Source organism: Vibrio sp. T3Y01, assembly GCF_013114525.1.
Lineage (GTDB): Bacteria > Pseudomonadota > Gammaproteobacteria > Enterobacterales > Vibrionaceae > Vibrio > Vibrio chagasii_B.
On record NZ_VTXJ01000020.1, the window covers coordinates 1 to 18,890 of the forward strand.

Sequence of the window (18,890 nt, forward strand, 5' to 3'; positions counted from 1 at the left end):
ATGAGTATCGATGTGTGAGGCAGTTGAACGATATGAATACTAGAATATAAAGGCATGACAGAATCGGTTGGTACTTATCCCGTCATGTTCCCTCAGTAATGACAGGTGTAGATCAACGTATGTGATCAACGTAACGCAGATCTGCCCCATTATCACTTTCGGTTATGACATTCACGTTCGTAGACAACCGGAATTTACCCAAATCATGCTCATGTACCGACAACAAGACTCATGCAGCAAAAATGATTTTCTATATCGGTAAGGTCGCTTCGGGAAAAAGCGAATTACTCCAACTATTTTAAACATTTGTGCTCCGAGATGTGTTACTACGTAGTTGGAGCAATTTTTAAACTTCAACTTTTCGCTGTACCTCTTTTAGGTTTTTTACCCTTTTTAAAACTAAGTATCTCATATATAGCATTTTATCTCCGGTGACTTATGTCACGAAACTTGAGTAGCCACTAAAGCTATCCTCTTCTAAACTTTATGCATATGAGAAAAAGAGGTGCTGGAAGGTGAATAAAACAAACGTATTGGTATGGGTAACATTAATTGTTTGGTTATTGATGGTTGCTTGCTTTTTTTATTATATTGAAAAAGAAAGCTTTATACCTGTTATCCATGAATTTCATCTGGAGGACTCAAGTGAATTATAAATACTCACAAAAGTTCAATGTTATGGAAGCTTTAATTGCGCTAGCAATAGGCATAACTCTCAGTTTTTTCTTTTCATTTAAAACTCAAAACTCCCTTCTAGAGGCCACTGAAAGCTCAATCGTTGCTCATTCTGCAAGCCTTGTCCACATGAGAAGCTATATACATTTAACTCAGAGAGAAGATGGTGACCACAAGATAAATAAACTACTTTCTGAAATACAAAAGCTAACCTCTGAGTTAAACACTTTAAAAGAAGCTAGCAACGACATTAACGTTAGATTTCCTCAAATGATTTGGGTAGGAAATCCCCTCCCTTCTGTAGTTGAGGAGTACGTAAAAACTGCGGATAAACAGTTGGTATTGCTTGATAAAATGCTTAAAGCAAAACAACAGATAGTACCAGAGGTTTCATTAATCGAATTAGAGAGGCAGGTGTTTTCAGAAGAGATGGATGAAGCAGCGGAACATGTTCATGAACGTTTGATGGATAACATCTTCTTAACCAGTAAAGCAGCCGTCTATACTTTAATACTATTCATTATTTTAATATTCTCTGCCGTTTTTCTTTATCTCAATCATTACATTATAGAGTTGAAGAAGACCAAGCTAGCATTACAGGTAGCTGTAAATAAGGCAGAGGAAGCCAACTTAGCTAAGTCTATGTTTTTAGCAACAATGAGTCATGAGATAAGAACTCCAATGAATGGTGTTATAGGAATGACACAGTTACTCATATCGGATAATAAAGATCCAAGTATTCAGACGCACTTAGATACGCTATTGGAGTCAGGTGAACACCTAATGGTGGTGATAAACGAAATTCTTGATTTTTCAAATCTAGAACAAGGAAGTTTAGTTTTTGTTCAGGAAGAATTTGAGCTAAGCAAACTATTGGTCCCTATAAAAAATTCTTTTCAACCACAGGCTTCTGAAAAAAAACTTCAGCTTATATTCGACACCAATAGCTTGCCTGAAGATCTAATTTTAGTCGGTGATAAAACTCGTATACGTCAAGTTATTTACAATTTAGTGGGTAATGCCATCAAGTTCACCTCTGATGGACAGGTTAAGGTTGTTTTAAAATATGAAAGTGATAAAAATGAGCTTTGTATTCAGGTATCTGATACCGGAATTGGCATACCATCCCATCGTTTAAAAGGCATTTTTAATGCGTTCGAACAAGCAGATGTTAGAACGATGCACGATTTTGGAGGTACAGGGTTAGGTTTATCCATCGTGAAAAAAATATGCTTATCAATGGGGGGGGATATTACTGTTACAAGTGAGTTAGGTTCAGGAAGCTGCTTTGTGGCAAAGGTGATAAGCCCAAGAGTAACCACCCTCCGAGATCAAAGAACGCTCTCAGGCGAAAAAGACTTTTCCGGTAAGTCAGTCCTTATCGTTGAGGATAACCGTGTTAATCAGCTTGTTGCTCAACGATTGTGTCAAAAGTTAGGGTTTACTACCTATATTGCATCTAATGGTATAGAAGCTGTTAAAAGGGTGCGCGAATGTTCTTTTGACGTAATCTTGATGGATCATCAAATGCCACAAATGGGGGGCATAGAAGCGACAAAATTAATACGAAATGAGCATGCTTTTCAGGGTATTATTCTTGGATGTACCGCTGATGTTACCAAAGATACAGCCATAGCATTCGTGGACGCTGGTGCCAATGGAGTAATAACAAAGCCCTTACAATTAGACTCTTTAGGGGAGTTAATAGCACGCAGCGTAACGCTGGCTTGTAATGCGAGTCGTGATCATCATGTCGTGTTGGAATAGATGTCAGTCCGACTCATATTGAATCAAGGAGTTGATTCTTTGAGTAAAAGAGATAGCCTCAATGCTAGAATGCGCTATTTTTTACGTCGTCTGTAGAGGGGAAATATCGGAACTGTTGTCTGAAGGGGGGATGCAGCTTAAATAGAATAAGGCAAAACATAGAACCTTGCCTATTAGTATTTATTCATTACTGATTTTCACATGTAGTGTGGGCTTGGCTGGTTCAGAATACATAAAGTAATGAATTGAGGGTTATTTAGACCATCGACCCTAAATGATTTCTGTCCAGAGGCTTCTCAGATTGAATTTTTTACCGTGGCACTTTCTAACATAGAAGTGCGCCATTGTGTTGTAGCTAGATTTTCAGCCGATAGTTATCGTCATCGATTCTTCATACATTTTTAATGCAAGTATTGGAAGAGAACTGAAAAAGTGTGTAAGAAATCTTGGTCGATTCAATAAGCGACTAAAGGTTTAGAAAACTAAAGTTCTAGATAAAAGAAAAGCCGTATATTCACTGAATATACGGCTTCTCGAATGTGGAGGTGGGGGGAGTTGAACCCCCGTCCAAAAATCATTCATCATTGGTACTACATGCTTAGTCGATCTTTAAATTCACCAAGTACCTGCGAACCGACACGCTAGTAAATGACTATCCTGAATTATATTTCGAACTTCATCTCTCAGGCGGGAGAATCCGATCTAGCTCGTTTGGGTTTGACTCTTTGTTGTTCCCCGTCTTACAAGCGGAAGCTAGGGCAAAGAGGCTCTCAGCAGGTTATTAAGCTGCTAGTGCGTAGTTTTCGTCGTTTGCGACTATTTTTTTGCGGCTTTTAACGTGGCCAACCGCCCCACGGCATGCACCTCAGACTTCAAAATTCCTGTCGAATCCTAAATCACCCCCGTTGTGTATAAATCGATTCGCAATTTATACGGTGCATTTTATGAATCTGAGGTTCATAAAACGACTTATTCGCTTACTAAAGTTATGAATAATATAATCATAACCAAGAATTTATGCAATGTTTTATGAAAAATACGATTACCAGATAAACTGTCGTTGAACCCTTACTCAGTAAGGCTTTTCATAAAAAGACACTAAAATTAAGACTTGATGGTAGAGTTGAACCCGCGTCCAAAAACTATTCATCATTGGTACTACATGCTTAGTCGATCTTTAAATTCACCAGCAACCTGCGAACCGACACGCTAGTTAAAGGCTAACCTGAATTATAATTCGCGCTTTTCCTCTCAGGTGGGAGAAGCCACGCTAGCTTGTTTGGGTTTGATCTCTTGTTGGTCCCCGTCTTACGAGCGGAAGCTAGGGCAAGAGAGCTCTGAGCAGGTTATTAAGCTGCTAGTGCGTAGTTTTCGTCGTTTGCGACTATTTTTTTGCGGCTTTTTACGTGGCCAACCGCCCCACGGCATGCACCTCAGACTTCAAAATTCCTGTCGAATCCTAAATCAGCCCCAAGTGTTCTCGCATAGTACCAGAAAAGCTTACTCTGTCTAGCACTGTGCGTTTAAGTGCTTAAAATTAGCGCAAATTACTCTTCATAATTCGTGCTTTATCTCTCGCCCAATCTTTTTCTTTCATATCAGTACGTTTATCGTGCAGCTTTTTACCCTTCGCTACGCCGATCTTAATCTTCGCCCAAGAGCGAGACCAGTAAAGTGCGGTTGCGACAAGTGTCATGCCTTCACGGTTAATACGACCGAATAGGTTGTCGAGCTCTTTTCTCGACATTAGGAGTTTACGGACACGTGTTGGGTTCGCCACGATATGAGTACTCGCTTGAGTAAGCGGAGTGATTGTCATACCACTAATGAATGCTTCGCCATCACGGATGTAAACGTAGCTTTCTGCGATATTCGTTTTGCCTTCACGTAGGGATTTTACTTCCCAGCCTTGTAGCTCAAGCCCCGCTTCTATCTCATCATCGATGAAATATTCGTGGCGAGCTTTCTTATTAAGCGCAATGGTATTGCTACCGGCTTTTGATTTTGATTTATTCTTTGCCATAATGGCCTCATTATACGGATTGCGCCCTAGTTGGGGAATCCTTTTTATTTGCGCTCTGGCCCAATACAATTAAAATTGCAGTTTGTGTTAATGTAACGCCGTCTTTAACAGGAGTCTATATGCCAAAGGTTACTCGTTCAGCATTAGTTTCATTTAGTGCCGACCAGATGTTTAGCTTGGTCAATGATGTTGCTCGTTATCCTGAGTTTTTGCCAGGGTGTTCTGGTTCTCGTGTGATCGAATCTTCAGATTCCGCTATGGTGGCTTCGGTTGATGTTTCTAAAGCCGGTATCAGCAAAACATTTACAACGTCTAACCGCTTAGCGGATGGCGCTGAGATCTTGATGGAGCTGGTGGACGGCCCGTTCAAGAAACTGCAAGGCGGTTGGTATTTTACCCCGTTGGATGATCAGGCCTGTAAGGTCGAGCTTAAGTTAGAGTTTGAATTCTCTAGCCGAATGATTGAAATGGCATTTGGTAAGATTTTCAATGAGCTAACGACCAACATGGTGAGCGCATTTACTCAACGAGCGAAACAGGTTTACTAAACCATGACTATTGAATCAGATATGATCCACGTAGAAGTTGTGTTTGCACTTCCGCATGAGCAGCGTGTGTTTACTTTGGTTGTGAACAAGAACGCGACCGTTGAAGAGATTATTGCGCAGTCTGGTGTTTTGGAACTTTACCTAGAGATCGACTTAGCGAAAAACAAGGTTGGCGTGTTCAGCCGCAACGTTAAGCTAGATGCAACGGTTCGTGATAAAGACCGAATTGAAATTTACCGTGCACTGCTGGCTGATCCAAAAGAGATTCGCCGTAAACGTGCCGAACAAGCAAAAGCCGCTGCTGCTAAATAGCATCGAAAAACGGATTGAATTCACAGAGAGCTCGCCACATTGGCGAGCTTTTTTATGTCTGTGAGTGAGATTCGGCGGGTTAATTTGTAAGCAAATATTAAAAAGCCTGCTCAGTGAGCAGGCTTTTAAGATTCTTACTTTGTCTACGGGTAGCTTTATCAGCTGAGAGCTTGTCTATTGAAAGCTAGCGAAGGCTTTCGAAGAACTCATCACTGGCTTCAAAATCACCGTTGATCGTAACTAGGGTGCCAGTAGCATCAAAGTTCACGACGAGGTTTTTCTGAATCGGGTCTTCATGACCTTTTTGGTGGTGGTAAATGTAGTACCACGTATCTGGGTAGCCATTTTCGATAAGCATAGGTGAGCCCATAACGTAACGAACTTGTGTTTTTGTCATGCCAAACTTGAGCTGGTCGACAGCTTCTTGTTCAACATAGTTACCCTGATTGATGTCAATTCGATAAACCAACTTCTCTAGTAGAGAGCAACCGGTCAACATTGTTAGTGCAAGTGGAACTGCAACTAACCACTTTTTAATTCGCATAGTTTGAGATCTTTCTTCGCTAAAATACTGCCTGATAATAAACAAGCTCCAGCAAGAAGTAAAAAGCTCCTTGCGCTTTGAGCTTGTTATGACTGGCAATTTTGAATTTAGTTGCAAAATTGCCAATATTTTTCGGTAAATTATCAGAAAGTTGCTGAAGATTTAATCTAAGCGGCGACTAATAACTCTTTTGCGTTGGCAAGAGTCGACTCGGTGATTTGGCTGCCACCAAGCAGTCGAGCCAGCTCTGAAACGCGCTGTTGCTCATCAAGTGTATGCATTTGAGTTTCGGTTTTACCTGATTTCGTGTTCTTTGCCACAAACAGCTGTTGGTGACCGCAACCGGCAACTTGAGGTAAGTGAGTCACACACATTACCTGAGTTGATTCACCTAGTTTACGTAGCATCTTGCCAACTACAGCGGCGGTTGGGCCACTGATACCCACATCCACTTCATCGAAAATCAGACTTGGTGTATCTACTTTTTGTGCAGTGATCACCTGAATCGCTAACGAGATACGTGATAGCTCACCACCGGACGCCACTTTAGCGATTGGCTGCATCGGTTGACCTGGGTTGGTAGAGACAATAAAGGTCACGTTATCCATACCCAATGGTGAAGGGTGAGTGTTGGTGTTGTTTACTTCAATCGCAAACTGCGCTTTTTCCATGCTCAGTTCATGCATGCTTTGCGTGATCAGCTTGTTTAGTTCTTTAGCGTAACGAACGCGAGATTTATGTAGCTTCTCAGATTTTGCTACGAATGATTGGTATTGGTTTTCAACGTCATTCGCTAACTCTTCGAGCTTCTCATCAGAGCAATCCAGCGCTTCTACTTGTTGTAGTAAGTCTTGGTGGTGTTTGTACAGCTCTTCAGGCAATACGTGATGTTTACGCGCCATCGACATCACTTTAGAGAAACGCTCTTCAACGTAAGCCATGCGAGCAGGGTCTACGTCGATGCTATCAAGGTAGGTTCTTAGCTCGCTGTTGGTCTCTTCAATCTGAATAATGGCTTCAGAAAGTAGGTTTGGTAATTCAGCAAGTCGCTCATCTAATTCTGCTAGTTGAATTAGGGAGTGATTGGCCGATTGCAGAATACCAAGCGCATTAACTTCTTCACCTTCGTAAATAAGCTCGATAGCTTGCTGGCAGGTTGAGGCCAATTCTCCGCTATTGGCGAGGCGCTTATGCTCTTGTTCGAGCTCTTCATATTCTTCCTCCCCAATAGATAACTCGTTTAACTCTTTGATTTGGTATTCAAGAAGCTGTTTTTGAGCTTGGTTTTGTTGGCTGTTTTCACGTAACTCTTTTAGGTGGTTGTCTGCTTGGCGCCAAGTTTGATAAGCGTTACGTGTCGATTTCAATAGGTTTAAATGGCCCGCGTATTGGTCAAGCATTGCCATTTGGTAGTCGCTTTTCATCAGCTGGTGATGCGCGTGCTGGCCATGAATGTTGATCAGCAGTTGTCCTAGTGATTTCAATTGTGAAAGAGGAACTGGACTACCGTTAATGAATGCACGAGAGCGACCTTCTTTAGAGATGGTTCTGCGCAGGATGCATTCCGTGCCGTCTAGAAGTTCGTTATCTTCTAACCAGCGAGTTGCGTGCAGATTGTTCTCAAGTAAAAAAGCAGCACTGACTTCGGTTTTTTCTTCACCTTGTCTAACCATTCCTGCATCGGATCTCCCTCCAAGACACAAACCCAAAGCATCGATTGCAATAGATTTACCCGCACCAGTTTCCCCGGTGATTGTTGTCATGCCTTTAGAAAGTTCTAGCTGTAAAGACTTAACAATAGCGAAATTATTAACACTTAAATGAGCCAGCATTTTATTTACCTGTATAACTGAACAATACTGTATATAAGTTCAGTATATACTGTTTCTTTATACAGTAAAGTCGACAGGTGAAAATTTTTTGTGATAGCTCTCAGAATTGTACTTGTCTGTAGATCACTGAAACCACTATAGATTCCCAACTCAGTCGTTCCTCCTTCTTGTGAATGACGATCTCAAGGGTTGGCGTGAAGGCAGAGTTGGCGGGTGTTATACAGGTAATAAAAAAGGCTGACGAATATCGTCAGCCTTTGAAGTTTTCGGTTGTTGCTAGTGCCGTTTAGTTAGAACAGCTTACTTGACCAGCCCAGTTTGTTACGTAGAACATGGTAGTAGTTGTAGTCTTTCGGGTGGATCAGTTTGAGCACATTTGGGCTTTGGTAAATGTGGATCTCGTCGCCTGGAGATACCGGTAGCGAGATTTGGCCATCGCAGCTGACTTCTTGAGTGCCGCGGTTATCAGGCGATACGATCAGCTTGATGCGGCGCTTTCCATCGACAACAAGCGGTCGGCTTGAAAGCGTGTGTGGGAACATGGGCACCAAAGAGATGGCATTTAAGCTGGATGACAAGATAGGGCCGCCGCCAGAAAGTGAGTAGGCGGTAGAACCTGTTGGTGTCGACACTATCAAACCATCAGAACGCTGCGAGAATGCGAAGCTGTCGTCGATATACACTTCAAACTCTATCATGTGCGCGACTTGCCCGGGGTGAAGTACTGCTTCGTTGAGCGCTGCATTATGGCTTTTTATTTGGCCATGACGGTGGATCTCTGTTTCAAGCAGGAAGCGTTCTTCTTCCATGAACTCGCCCTTGAGAACATCAGTTAGCGCGCTCTGGAAGTTTTCCGGGTTGAGATCGGTCAGGAAGCCAAGATTACCTCGGTTAACACCAATCACTGAGATATCGAAACGAGACAAGATTCGAGCGGCGCCGAGCATGTTTCCGTCACCACCGACTACAATGGCGAGATCGGCACGTTTACCTAAGTCGACCAGGCTAGAAAAATGTTCTTTTGGGATATCGTCTAAAATACTGGCGAGTCTGTCATCAACAAACACTTGATAACCCTCAGCACTCAACCACTGATAGAGTTCTCTATGAGTCTGAATTGCTTGCTGATCTCGAGGTTTACCAATAATGGCGATCACTTCAAATGGCTTTTTCATAAGGTTTCCAAACGAATTAGGCTTGAATCAAAATTCTTCATCCCCATAATAAAGGCAAGTTGAACGTCTATGCGAGTGTTTTATATCAATTTGAGGCGCAAACCCGCCTGTCACTTGCATTGGAAACGAATTCTGGAGATATCATGAGCAACGAAGAAAACAAAGTAACCGAAGAAGAACTAGATCAGATCATTGCTGAAGCAGAAAAAGTTGAAGAAGCTGAACTGAACGCAGACGCTGCTGATGAGCAGGAAGCAAAGATTGCTCAACTAGAAGCGGCATTGCTAGCTAGCGAAACTAAAGTGAAAGATCAGCAAGACTCTGTTCTTCGCGCTAAAGCTGAAGTTGAAAATATGCGTCGCCGTAGCGAGCAAGAAATTGATAAAGCGCGTAAATTCGCTTTGAACAAGTTTGCTGAAGGCCTACTGCCTGTTATCGACAACCTTGAGCGTGCAATGCAAGCTGCAGACGCTGAAAACGAAGTGGTTAAGCCACTATACGAAGGTGTTGAGCTTACGCACAAAACATTCGTAGACACAGTTGCTAAGTTTGGTCTTAAAGAGATCAACCCTGAAGGTGAAGCGTTCAACCCTGAATTCCACCAAGCGATGTCTATCCAAGAGAGCCCAGATCACGAATCAAACACGGTTATGTTCGTGATGCAAAAAGGCTACGAGCTAAACGGTCGTGTAGTTCGTCCTGCAATGGTAATGGTTGCTAAGTAATTGAGTGGTGCTTGCATAGTGAAAGGTTCGACTTTTTACTGATCAAGCGAACTGCAGTTACAACATAATTCACTAGTTGATGTGAAATAAGAAGAGAGGTTTATGCCTCTCTTTTTTTGTGCCTGGCATTTGAGAGTCCGCGTAAATAGTCCTTCAAAGTGCATTAAGGATGCCGTTCCTTTTATTTCATACAGAACAGCGGTTTAGAGTTTTGTGTTATGAAACTGGTTGTTAATGAGAAAATGTTTTGATGTCACACTTGTGATATTTTTGTAAACAAATGCTTTTAATTGTTATCTTTGTATGTAAAATCCACTGCCATATAGCGATATTACTCGCATATACAACTATAAAAGTACAAATTTTAAACACAACAAACTGGAGAAGAACGATGGATAAATCGCTCTCAAGTAAGATTTTTGTAGGCCTATTTGTCGGCCTGATTATTGGTACTGCTATTCAGTACCTATTCAGCGGAATCGCTATTTTTGACACTTACCTACTTGGTGCTGCGGAAGGCGCTGGTGGTATGTTCGTATCACTTATCAAGTTGTTGGTAGTGCCTCTTGTATATGTATCTATTGTTTGCGGTATCGTTGAACTAAAGGATATCCGTTCATTTGGTCGTCTTGGTGGTAAAACCTTTGGTCTTTACATTATTAACACCATCATCGCGATCTCTGCTGCTCTAACGATTGGTCTTATTTTCCAACCTGGCGCTGGTGCAAACCTAGCAGGTACGGTTTCTGAGACGATTGCACTTACAACAACAGAAACACCAGATATCTTCTCTCTTGTTGTGAACATCGTTCCTAGCAACCCAGTACAAGCATTCGCAAGCGGCGACATGCTACAAATCATCTTCATGGCGATTCTGACTGGTCTTGCTATTCAAGCGCTTGATTCTCGTGGTGGCCCTGCTATCAAGACGTTCAAGATGGCTAACGAAATCATGATGAAGCTTATCGGCCTAGTAATGAGCCTAGCGCCATACGGTGTATTCGCTCTTATGATTCAACTAGGTGCGACACTAGATGCAAACACGCTAATGTCAGTAGCTGGCTACGTAGCGCTTGTTGTTGCAATGCTTGTGTTCTGGATCTTCTTCTTCTACCCAATGATGGTGGGTTCATTCACTGGTATTTCTCCAAAGCAGTTCCTACGTGCAACTCGTGAGCAAGTTCTATTCTCACTATCTACTGCAAGTTCGAATGCAACAATCCCAGTAACAATGCGCACTCTTACTGACAAGCTAAACGTATCTAAGTCAGTAGCGGGCTTCGGTGTACCACTAGGTGCAACAATGAACATGTCTGGTGTATCTATCTACATCGCACTAGCAACTATGTTCGTAGCAAACGCATTTGGTCAGCCAATCAACACTGCTGATATCTTTACTCTAGGTCTAACTATCCTGCTACTGTCTATCGGTGCTGGTGGTGTTCCTGGTGGCGGTGTTGTGATGGTCGGTGTTCTATTGCACCAACTAGGTTTGCCACCAGAAGGTCTAGCGATTGTTGCTGCTGTTGACCGTATCTGTGACATGTTCTGTACTTCTTCAAACGTAGTGGGTGACACAGCGGTAAACACTATCGTTGCTAAATCTGAAAACGAAATTGGCGTTGAAGCAGATGAAGAAGTTGAGCTGAAGAAAGCAGAAGCTTAATTAAAAGTTCTTCCCTCCATAGACAATGTCTATGTAGAAAGCCTTGATTGAAAACGGAGCCCAAGTGGCTCCGTTTTTTATTGGGTGATAACTGTAAATCTTATTTGGAGTACTGTGGGGCAGCGCGGTTGCGTTGAGTTTTTTATTAGCGTCGATTGTTAGCCATAAGGCTTGTACAGCAACACCAGCTGTCGTCCACACAAGGTAAAACGGGGCTTTTGAATCGAATTAAGGGGGATATTAGTGTGTTAATGAGATGCATTCTTACCTAATCATTCTTTTTATTAAATTAAATGTAAAAAAATCCGTTTTTACCCTTGAAAAGGTATCGTGAGCCCTTATCTATGGTGCATACGAAAGCAAATTGTATTTGCACTTTAATTTTGTGTATTAGGGTTGAATCTCTAATTACCACCCCCACATCAGTGGGTATAGCAAAAACTTAATAGAATATATTTCGGAGATAGCCTGATGGGTAAAATCATTGGTATTGATTTAGGTACTACTAACTCTTGTGTTGCTGTTCTTGACGGCGACAAACCACGCGTAATCGAAAATGCTGAAGGCGAACGCACAACAGCATCAGTAATCGCATACACAGAAGGCGAAACGTTAGTTGGTCAACCTGCAAAACGTCAAGCTGTTACTAACCCTCAAAACACACTGTTCGCTATCAAGCGTCTAATCGGTCGTCGTTTTGAAGATGAAGAAGTTCAACGCGATATCGAAATCATGCCTTTCAACATTGTTAAGGCTGACAACGGTGATGCATGGGTAGAAGCGCAAGGCCAAAAAATGGCTGCTCCTCAAGTATCTGCTGAAGTTCTTAAGAAAATGAAGAAAACAGCTGAAGACTTCCTAGGCGAAGAAGTAACTGGCGCAGTTGTAACTGTTCCTGCTTACTTTAACGATGCTCAACGTCAAGCAACTAAAGATGCTGGCCGTATCGCTGGTCTAGATGTTAAACGTATCATCAACGAACCAACTGCTGCTGCTTTAGCTTACGGCCTAGACAAGCAAGGTGGTGATCGCACTATCGCTGTATACGACCTTGGTGGTGGTACATTCGATATCTCTATCATCGAAATCGATGAAGTAGAAGGCGAGAAGACTTTCGAAGTTCTTTCAACTAACGGTGACACTCACCTTGGTGGTGAAGATTTCGATAACCGCATGATCAACTACCTAGTAGATGAGTTCAAGAAAGAGCAAGGTATCGACCTTAAAGCTGATCCACTAGCAATGCAGCGTGTTAAAGAAGCAGCAGAAAAAGCGAAAATCGAGCTTTCTTCTACTACTCAAACTGACGTAAACCTACCTTACGTTACTGCTGATGCGACTGGTCCTAAGCACATGAACATCAAAGTGACTCGTGCGAAGCTTGAGTCTCTAGTTGAAGACCTAGTACAACGTTCTCTTGAGCCTCTAAAAGTTGCTCTAGCGGATGCTGACCTATCTGTAGGCGAAATCACTGACGTTATCCTAGTTGGTGGTCAAACTCGTATGCCTATGGTTCAAGCTAAAGTATCTGAGTTCTTCGGTAAAGAGCCACGTAAAGACGTGAACCCTGACGAAGCAGTAGCAATGGGTGCTGCAGTTCAAGGTGGTGTACTAGCTGGTGACGTTAAAGACGTACTACTTCTAGACGTTACTCCTCTATCTTTCGGTATCGAAACGATGGGCGGCGTAATGACTAAGCTAATCGAGAAAAACACAACTATCCCAACAAAAGCGGATCAAGTGTTCTCTACAGCTGAAGACAACCAAAGCGCGGTAACTATCCACGTACTACAAGGTGAGCGTAAGCAAGCGACTTACAACAAGTCTCTTGGTCAGTTCAACCTAGAAGGTATCCAACCAGCACCACGTGGCATGCCACAAATCGAAGTAACTTTCGACCTAGATGCTGACGGTATCCTAAACGTATCTGCGAAAGATAAAGCGACTGGTAAAGAGCAGAAGATCACTATCCAAGCATCAGGCGGTCTGTCTGAGGAAGAGATCGAAGCAATGGTACAAGAAGCAGAAGCTAACAAAGAAGCGGACAAGAAGTTCGAAGAGCTAGTAACTGCACGTAACCAAGCTGACCAAATGATTCACGGTACTAAGAAGCAAGTAGAAGAAGCTGGTGAAGCTCTACCTGCAGACGAGAAAGAGAAGATCGAAGCAGCTATCGCGGCACTAGAAGAAGTTAAGTCTGGTAACGACAAAGAAGCTATCGACGCTAAAGTTCAAGAACTTATGCAAGCAGCTCAGAAGCTAATGGAAATCGCTCAACAACAAGCTCAAGCACAGCAAGCTGGCGCTGAAGCGGGTGAGCAACCTAAGCAAGACGACGACGTGGTAGACGCTGAGTTCGAAGAAGTTAAAGACGACAAAAAATAATTTCGTCGCAGAGTAGCCTGATTTCGTTGTCGGAAGTGCTCACCTACTAGCGTAGGCTACGCGCTTCCTTCTAGAACTCAAGCTATCTGCTTAGAAATTTGTCTCGAAGACTTATTAATACGGGCGTCAGAGGTAACTCTCACGCCCGTAAATTTGTATTTAGACTTGTCGATCTAGATAATAGCTTTATTCGGTGATTCAGCCGGCAGAACTTTTATCTAGATTGATACACAGACTACTGAAGTTACTTTTCGGTAGTAGCAATTATTTTGGTGACCTAGAACATGTCAAAACGTGATTTTTACGAAGTATTAGGCGTAAGCCGCGATGCATCAGAGCGCGATATTAAAAAAGCGTACAAGCGCTTAGCTATGAAATTCCACCCGGACCGTAACCAGGGGGATGAGAGCGCAGCGGACAAATTTAAAGAAGTAAAAGTAGCGTACGAGATCCTAACCGATCCTCAAAAGAAAGCAGCTTATGACCAATATGGTCACGCAGCTTTTGAACAAGGCGGCATGGGTGGCGGCGGCGGTTTCGGCGGCGGTCAAGGTGACTTCGGTGATATCTTCGGTGACGTATTTGGCGACATCTTCGGCGGTGGTCGTCGTGGTGGTGGTCAACAACGTGCACAACGTGGTTCAGACCTACGTTACAACATGGAACTGACTCTTGAAGAAGCGGTTCGTGGTGTATCAAAAGAGATTGAAGTACCAACACTGGTTGAATGTGACACTTGTGATGGTAGCGGCGCGAAGAAAGGCTCTTCTGCGCAAACTTGTGGCACTTGTCATGGCCACGGCCAAGTACAAATGCGTCAAGGTTTCTTCGCGGTTCAACAGACTTGTCCTACTTGTAACGGTAAAGGCAAGATCATCAAAGACCCATGTAACTCTTGTCACGGTCAAGGCCGTAAGCAGAAGACGAAAACACTTAACGTTAAGATCCCTGCTGGTGTTGATACTGGCGACCGTATTCGTTTATCTGGCGAAGGTGAAGCGGGAGAGCAAGGTGCTCCAGCTGGCGACTTATACGTACAAGTTCACGTAAAAGAGCACAACATCTTCGAACGTGACGGCAACAACCTTTACTGCGAAGTACCAGTAAGCTTCTCTATGGCTGCTCTAGGCGGTGAAGTTGAAGTTCCAACACTGGATGGTCGTGTAAACCTTAAGGTGCCAGAAGAGACACAAACGGGCCGTATGTTCCGTATGCGTGGCAAAGGCGTGAAAGGCGTTCGTGGCGGCGGTGTGGGTGACCTAATCGTTAAACTAGTAGTTGAGACGCCAGTTAAGCTAAGCTCTCGTCAGAAAGAACTTCTACGTGAGTTTGAAGAGACATGTGGCGGCGAAGCGGCAAGCAAGCACAAGCCTAAGTCTGAAGGTTTCTTCAGTGGCGTTAAAAACTTCTTCGATGACCTGACTAAGTAATTAGGTTATTGGACTCTTAAGTTATTGATACTTTAACTTAATGATGAAAATAGAAAGCCTGCTCATGTAGCAGGTTTTTTTGTGTTTGTAGAAAACAGAAAAAGATAACAGGTAATGCATGAGATTAATTGGCTTATCTCATTACTTCCAACATGCTTCTGGTTCCGAGATCCCAGAGTGGTGTAACTCTAAAATATCAGTCGTTGAGTCTAAGCAGTCATCGTTTGTCTGTGGTGCGTGCGGCTCAGCTTGAATGATATAGGTAGTGCTGCTTGCTGAGATAGCGAGTGTGTATCGGCTTGTATCGGTATCGCAAAAGCTGCACGTCCCGGCGGAGATAATCCCCTGTGCTGCGGATTCATAGTCATCTGTATATAGGGTTTCCAGCTCTAATTGTATTTTGGTCATGTCGGCCAACGCGTTGACACGATGCGCCTTCATGACATGGTTGGTATAACTCGGGTAAGCGATAGCCCCAAGTATTCCCATGATGACGACAGCCAGCAATAACTCGATCAATGTCATCCCTCTCATGCTTATGTTGTTGCTGTTGCATATATTTTTTCGAATCATCGCGAGTAGTTTCCTTTCATAACCCAGTACATTCTTCTCCGGTGGTAGCATCGCTGCAAGATTAAATACGGTTACGCACTGAATTACATAGGAATTTGGGAAATGACTCGCGGGTTTACTTTATTAGAGCTGTTAATAACGGTATCGGTACTGTCGATACTGATAGCGACGGCTGCCCCGAGTTTTAGTTCGGTGACTCAATCCGTCAAGATGCAGCGGTTGGCAGGGGAGCTCAACGGCTTCTTAATTCAAGCTAAGTCTGAATCGGTGAAAAGGAATCAGGATCTCTGGGTGCATTTCTCTACCGCAAAAAATGAAGTGCAATCGACTGGTGATTGGACGGTATGGTTGAAGCCGACGGAAGATCTCACTGGAGAAACTTTGCTGCAGTTGTCGGGTGAACCATTTCGCGATGTCTCGTTTTCTCACAACTACACAGGGGAAAGAATCAGCTTTGAGAGTGTTAGGGGGAGGCCAGCTAGAGGCACGATCTACCTTTCTCCCAATGCATCTTCAACCGGCCGTTTATTGATTAAATTATCTAGCCCTCCTGGGCGCATAAAAGTGTGTGGTGAGTCGAATGCGCAGTATGGCTATGATGCGTGTTAAACCTGTCGTGGTAGGACTGAGCAAGCAACAAGGGACTTCATTAGTTGAGTTAATGGTGGCCTCTGTGATTGGTGTCTTCGCTATCTCGATTATCGGCAGTGTTTTTATTACAGGGCAGAGAATAGCCAAGGACAAAGGCATTGAGTTGCTGCTGCTACAAAACCTAACCAGCACCATGCAAGTGATGAAAGAAGACATTCAACGAGCGGGTTACGACGGCTCAAACGGATACTCAATCAAGTTGTCTGGTGCAAGCAATACGATTCAAGTGAGTGGAGGCGTTGCGGTCGGCTTTGTTTATTTCAGAGAGGGTTCGAGCGGCAATAAAAAACACCGCAATATTGTTTACCAAAAAAACGGCACCAAGCTGCAAATATGCGAGAAGGGCACTACGGTATCAGAGGCGATCCCCACGTTTGAAGAGGTTACTGGCTGCTATTCACTGTTTGATGACACGATTATGGATGTCGATGAGTTCAACATTACGTCTCGGGTGTTAGAGCAGAACTCAATTAAAAGCACGCTTACGGATATTAGTATTACCGCATCAATTCCAACTGCAGCGGTGACCAAGTCGGTGTCTGTTTCTATTAAGCAGAGGAATTGGCAATGAGGAGGTATGCAAAGCAGCATGGCATTGTGACTTTGTTGATTACATCGGTGCTTTTGCTTGGAGCCTTAGTTGTAACGCTAGGCTCCTATCGAAGCATTTTCCATCAGATGAAAGTGGCTCAAAATGAAGTTCAAGGTAGGCAAGCACATTGGCGATCGGAAGGTGGTTTAGAGTGCACTTACGCTTATCTGCTTGAATTAGATAAGACGGTTGCTGATATTCAAGATGCCAGTACTCGTCCAGCCGACTTTGAAGATTGGTGTTCTCCTTATCAAAATCAGCCTCAAATCGATGTATCGAGCAGTGCTAGTTCTAGTGCTTATTTGGTGACGTCTTCTTCGAACACCAACTCCCTTTATAAGACGATAAGAGAACAGTCTCAGTTAGGCACGGGAGCAATCCAGTCGACGGGGCCAATAGAGATAGTTGGTACGTTGAGTCTCAAGCCAACAGCGAAAGAAGAGCCAATCAGTGGTAATGAATATGAGTGTGTCAGTGTCTCATTCGCTGATCTGTTTACTTATCAATATGATGCGACTCATGGTGATTCAACGCAGGTGTTGGGGTTAGAAGTTAAGGATCCAGCAGCTGATGGCCCTTTTTCTGGCTTTGATGGCGTTTGTCACAGCGATTATAAAACGGCGATCCCGAAAGGTACTTCAGGCAGTACTTATTCGATCTCTGCCCCTGACTATTATCAAGGAACCAATCCACCGCCGTTCATGAAAGACTTTAATCCAGATCCTAATATGAATCCGTTTTACACCTTCTTTGGTATGGCTAGAACGGAACAAAATATTCTCGATCTGTCGCAAGATACGGACTTGTTTAAGCATGTTCAGCTATTGAACGCGACGGAGTGTGGCCCTGAGATCATGGAGCACTTTACGATAGGCCAAACCAAAGGGCTATGGATTGAAGGTAATTGTCACATCAATGCAGCGGTAGCAGCTGCAAATAACCCATCTCAACTTCTCGTGATTCAAGATGGTGTGCTCGCGCTGAATGGAGCCATGACTTACAACGGGGTGATTTATCACTTGGTTGATTATCAAAAGAGCCATGTGAAAACGAGAGTCGATAATTTCTGGAACTCACTTGTAGCTAACAACGTGTTTGCTCCCTTTATCAAAGACATCGATGAGGCTAGCGTGATTAAAAAGAGTGTCGGGATTCAATTTGCTTCTGGTTTGCCTTCTGGTGGTCTTATCTTTGATTCTCCCTCGGGAGTGACGACCATAGTGGGGGATATGGACATGGATTTTCGTGCGGATTCGAACCCAAGTGACCCGCCTTCTACGTACCAATGGCAGCGAGGCTCATGGAGTGATTTCTAAGAATTCTGGCTTCAGTTTGCTAGAGGTACTTATCTCTTTTCTGCTGATTGGCGTCGCGTCGTTAGGGTTGGTTAAATTACAGGTGTATGCGGAACAAAAGTCGGATCATGCGCTCCAGAGTGTGGAAGCTTTGCATTTTGCGGAAAGGCAGATGGAGTATTATCGAACTCGCGCGCTCAATGTTAGTGGGGCGGTAGGGCTTATTCCTTTTGAGGAACTAAATCAATCGAGCTACTGTCTCAACATTGCGAGTTCAGATCCCTTATCCGGTTTATCGGGCTCTGCGTATTCGATGACATGTGAAGTCACCAATGCGAACGGAGCCTTATCTGGCGCGCTCAAAAACATTACTGTCACAATTGCATGGCAAGATCGTATGAACCGCGCGCAAAGTATTTATCTCGAAACTATGCTTTCCAAATACAGTGAGTTTGACTGATCCCTAAGCAAACGTTTACTGCATGCCAAGGCTTACGCCACTCCTTTTACGGACAATTTTCACTCCTCGGACATTGTTTAATTACTGGTTAAATCCATGTATATGGAATGGTGTTTTTTGTGTTTTTATATTGTTGTGGTTGTATGGTATTTTTGCAAAATATGTCTCCATTTATGGAATTTAGGGTGGAATCTTGTGCTTTTTATGGGGGCTTTTAATAGAATATGTGTTGTACCA

At 43.3% G+C, this 18,890-nt stretch carries 16 protein-coding genes and 2 other RNA genes; 11 read left to right on the forward strand and 7 right to left on the reverse strand.

The genetic code is table 11. From position 1 onward, the window contains the following. The first annotated feature begins 621 nt into the window (after positions 1–621). Positions 622–2,442: an ATP-binding protein gene (locus tag F0232_RS18715; protein WP_004735155.1), complete on the forward strand. Its 1,821-nt coding sequence runs from the start codon at positions 622–624 to the stop codon at positions 2,440–2,442. Positions 2,443–2,979: 537 nt separating this feature from the next. Here the strand turns inward: F0232_RS18715 and ssrA (F0232_RS18720) are convergent. The 3 genes from ssrA (F0232_RS18720) to smpB all read right to left on the reverse strand — a co-directional run bounded on the left by ssrA (F0232_RS18720) (position 2,980) and on the right by smpB (position 4,465). After that, positions 2,980–3,346, reverse strand: a transfer-messenger RNA (tmRNA) gene (gene ssrA / locus F0232_RS18720). 211 nt (positions 3,347–3,557) lie between these two features. Next, positions 3,558–3,914, reverse strand: a transfer-messenger RNA (tmRNA) gene (gene ssrA / locus F0232_RS18725). A 65-nt stretch (positions 3,915–3,979) separates the two neighbouring features. Beyond that, the gene (gene smpB, locus F0232_RS18730; protein WP_004737567.1) at positions 3,980–4,465 is read right to left on the reverse strand and encodes an SsrA-binding protein SmpB; all 486 of its coding nucleotides are present in this window, start codon (positions 4,463–4,465) and stop codon (positions 3,980–3,982) included. A 119-nt stretch (positions 4,466–4,584) separates the two neighbouring features. Here smpB and F0232_RS18735 point away from each other — a divergent pair, with 119 nt between their 5' ends. After that, positions 4,585–5,013, forward strand: a complete 429-nt coding sequence (locus tag F0232_RS18735) for an SRPBCC family protein (protein ID WP_008223363.1) — start codon at positions 4,585–4,587, stop codon at positions 5,011–5,013. 3 nt (positions 5,014–5,016) lie between these two features. Next, positions 5,017–5,325, forward strand: coding sequence for an RnfH family protein (locus tag F0232_RS18740; RefSeq protein ID WP_105059104.1), 309 nt, complete (start codon positions 5,017–5,019; stop codon positions 5,323–5,325). Positions 5,326–5,509: 184 nt separating this feature from the next. Here the strand turns inward: F0232_RS18740 and bamE are convergent, their stop codons facing one another. The 3 genes from bamE to nadK form a co-directional block, all read right to left on the reverse strand. Next, a complete protein-coding gene (bamE, locus tag F0232_RS18745) occupies positions 5,510–5,869 on the reverse strand; it encodes an outer membrane protein assembly factor BamE (RefSeq protein ID WP_004735159.1) in 360 nt (119 codons plus the stop codon). A gap of 167 nt (positions 5,870–6,036) precedes the next feature. Continuing rightward, positions 6,037–7,701, reverse strand: a complete 1,665-nt coding sequence (gene recN / locus F0232_RS18750; protein WP_061033261.1) for a DNA repair protein RecN — start codon at positions 7,699–7,701, stop codon at positions 6,037–6,039. A 290-nt stretch (positions 7,702–7,991) separates the two neighbouring features. Then, entirely contained in the window at positions 7,992–8,876 is an 885-nt protein-coding gene (gene nadK / locus F0232_RS18755; protein ID WP_061033260.1) for an NAD(+) kinase, read from the reverse strand. 143 nt (positions 8,877–9,019) lie between these two features. On the opposite strand from nadK, the gene grpE reads away from it, so the two are divergent. The 4 genes from grpE to dnaJ all read left to right on the forward strand — a co-directional run bounded on the left by grpE (position 9,020) and on the right by dnaJ (position 15,082). Continuing rightward, positions 9,020–9,601 (forward strand): nucleotide exchange factor GrpE, encoded by a 582-nt coding sequence (gene grpE, locus F0232_RS18760; RefSeq protein ID WP_105059105.1) that lies wholly within the window; start codon positions 9,020–9,022, stop codon positions 9,599–9,601. A 391-nt stretch (positions 9,602–9,992) separates the two neighbouring features. Then, positions 9,993–11,267 (forward strand): dicarboxylate/amino acid:cation symporter, encoded by a 1,275-nt coding sequence (locus F0232_RS18765; protein WP_004737574.1) that lies wholly within the window; start codon positions 9,993–9,995, stop codon positions 11,265–11,267. A gap of 471 nt (positions 11,268–11,738) precedes the next feature. Continuing rightward, on the forward strand, positions 11,739–13,652 hold the full coding sequence (gene dnaK, locus F0232_RS18770; RefSeq protein ID WP_061033258.1) for a molecular chaperone DnaK: 1,914 nt from the start codon (positions 11,739–11,741) through the stop codon (positions 13,650–13,652). 284 nt (positions 13,653–13,936) lie between these two features. Further along, entirely contained in the window at positions 13,937–15,082 is a 1,146-nt protein-coding gene (gene dnaJ / locus F0232_RS18775; RefSeq protein WP_008224495.1) for a molecular chaperone DnaJ, read from the forward strand. A 141-nt stretch (positions 15,083–15,223) separates the two neighbouring features. On the opposite strand, the gene F0232_RS18780 is transcribed toward dnaJ, so the two are convergent. After that, positions 15,224–15,655, reverse strand: coding sequence for a type IV pilin protein (locus F0232_RS18780; RefSeq protein ID WP_105059106.1), 432 nt, complete (start codon positions 15,653–15,655; stop codon positions 15,224–15,226). 102 nt (positions 15,656–15,757) lie between these two features. Here F0232_RS18780 and F0232_RS18785 point away from each other — a divergent pair, with 102 nt between their 5' ends. From F0232_RS18785 to F0232_RS18800, 4 genes are read left to right on the forward strand one after another with little or no spacing between them, the layout of a single operon-like run. Next, the gene (locus tag F0232_RS18785; RefSeq protein WP_105059107.1) at positions 15,758–16,264 is read left to right on the forward strand and encodes a GspH/FimT family pseudopilin; all 507 of its coding nucleotides are present in this window, start codon (positions 15,758–15,760) and stop codon (positions 16,262–16,264) included. Then, positions 16,245–16,877, forward strand: coding sequence for a PilW family protein (locus F0232_RS18790; protein WP_105059108.1), 633 nt, complete (start codon positions 16,245–16,247; stop codon positions 16,875–16,877). The genes F0232_RS18785 and F0232_RS18790 overlap by 20 nt, the downstream gene beginning before the upstream one ends. Next, positions 16,874–18,214, forward strand: coding sequence for a hypothetical protein (locus F0232_RS18795; protein ID WP_105059109.1), 1,341 nt, complete (start codon positions 16,874–16,876; stop codon positions 18,212–18,214). Before F0232_RS18790 ends, F0232_RS18795 begins: the two co-directional genes overlap by 4 nt. Then, on the forward strand, positions 18,204–18,653 hold the full coding sequence (locus F0232_RS18800; protein ID WP_061033253.1) for a prepilin-type N-terminal cleavage/methylation domain-containing protein: 450 nt from the start codon (positions 18,204–18,206) through the stop codon (positions 18,651–18,653). The genes F0232_RS18795 and F0232_RS18800 overlap by 11 nt, the downstream gene beginning before the upstream one ends. Positions 18,654–18,890 lie beyond the last annotated feature (237 nt).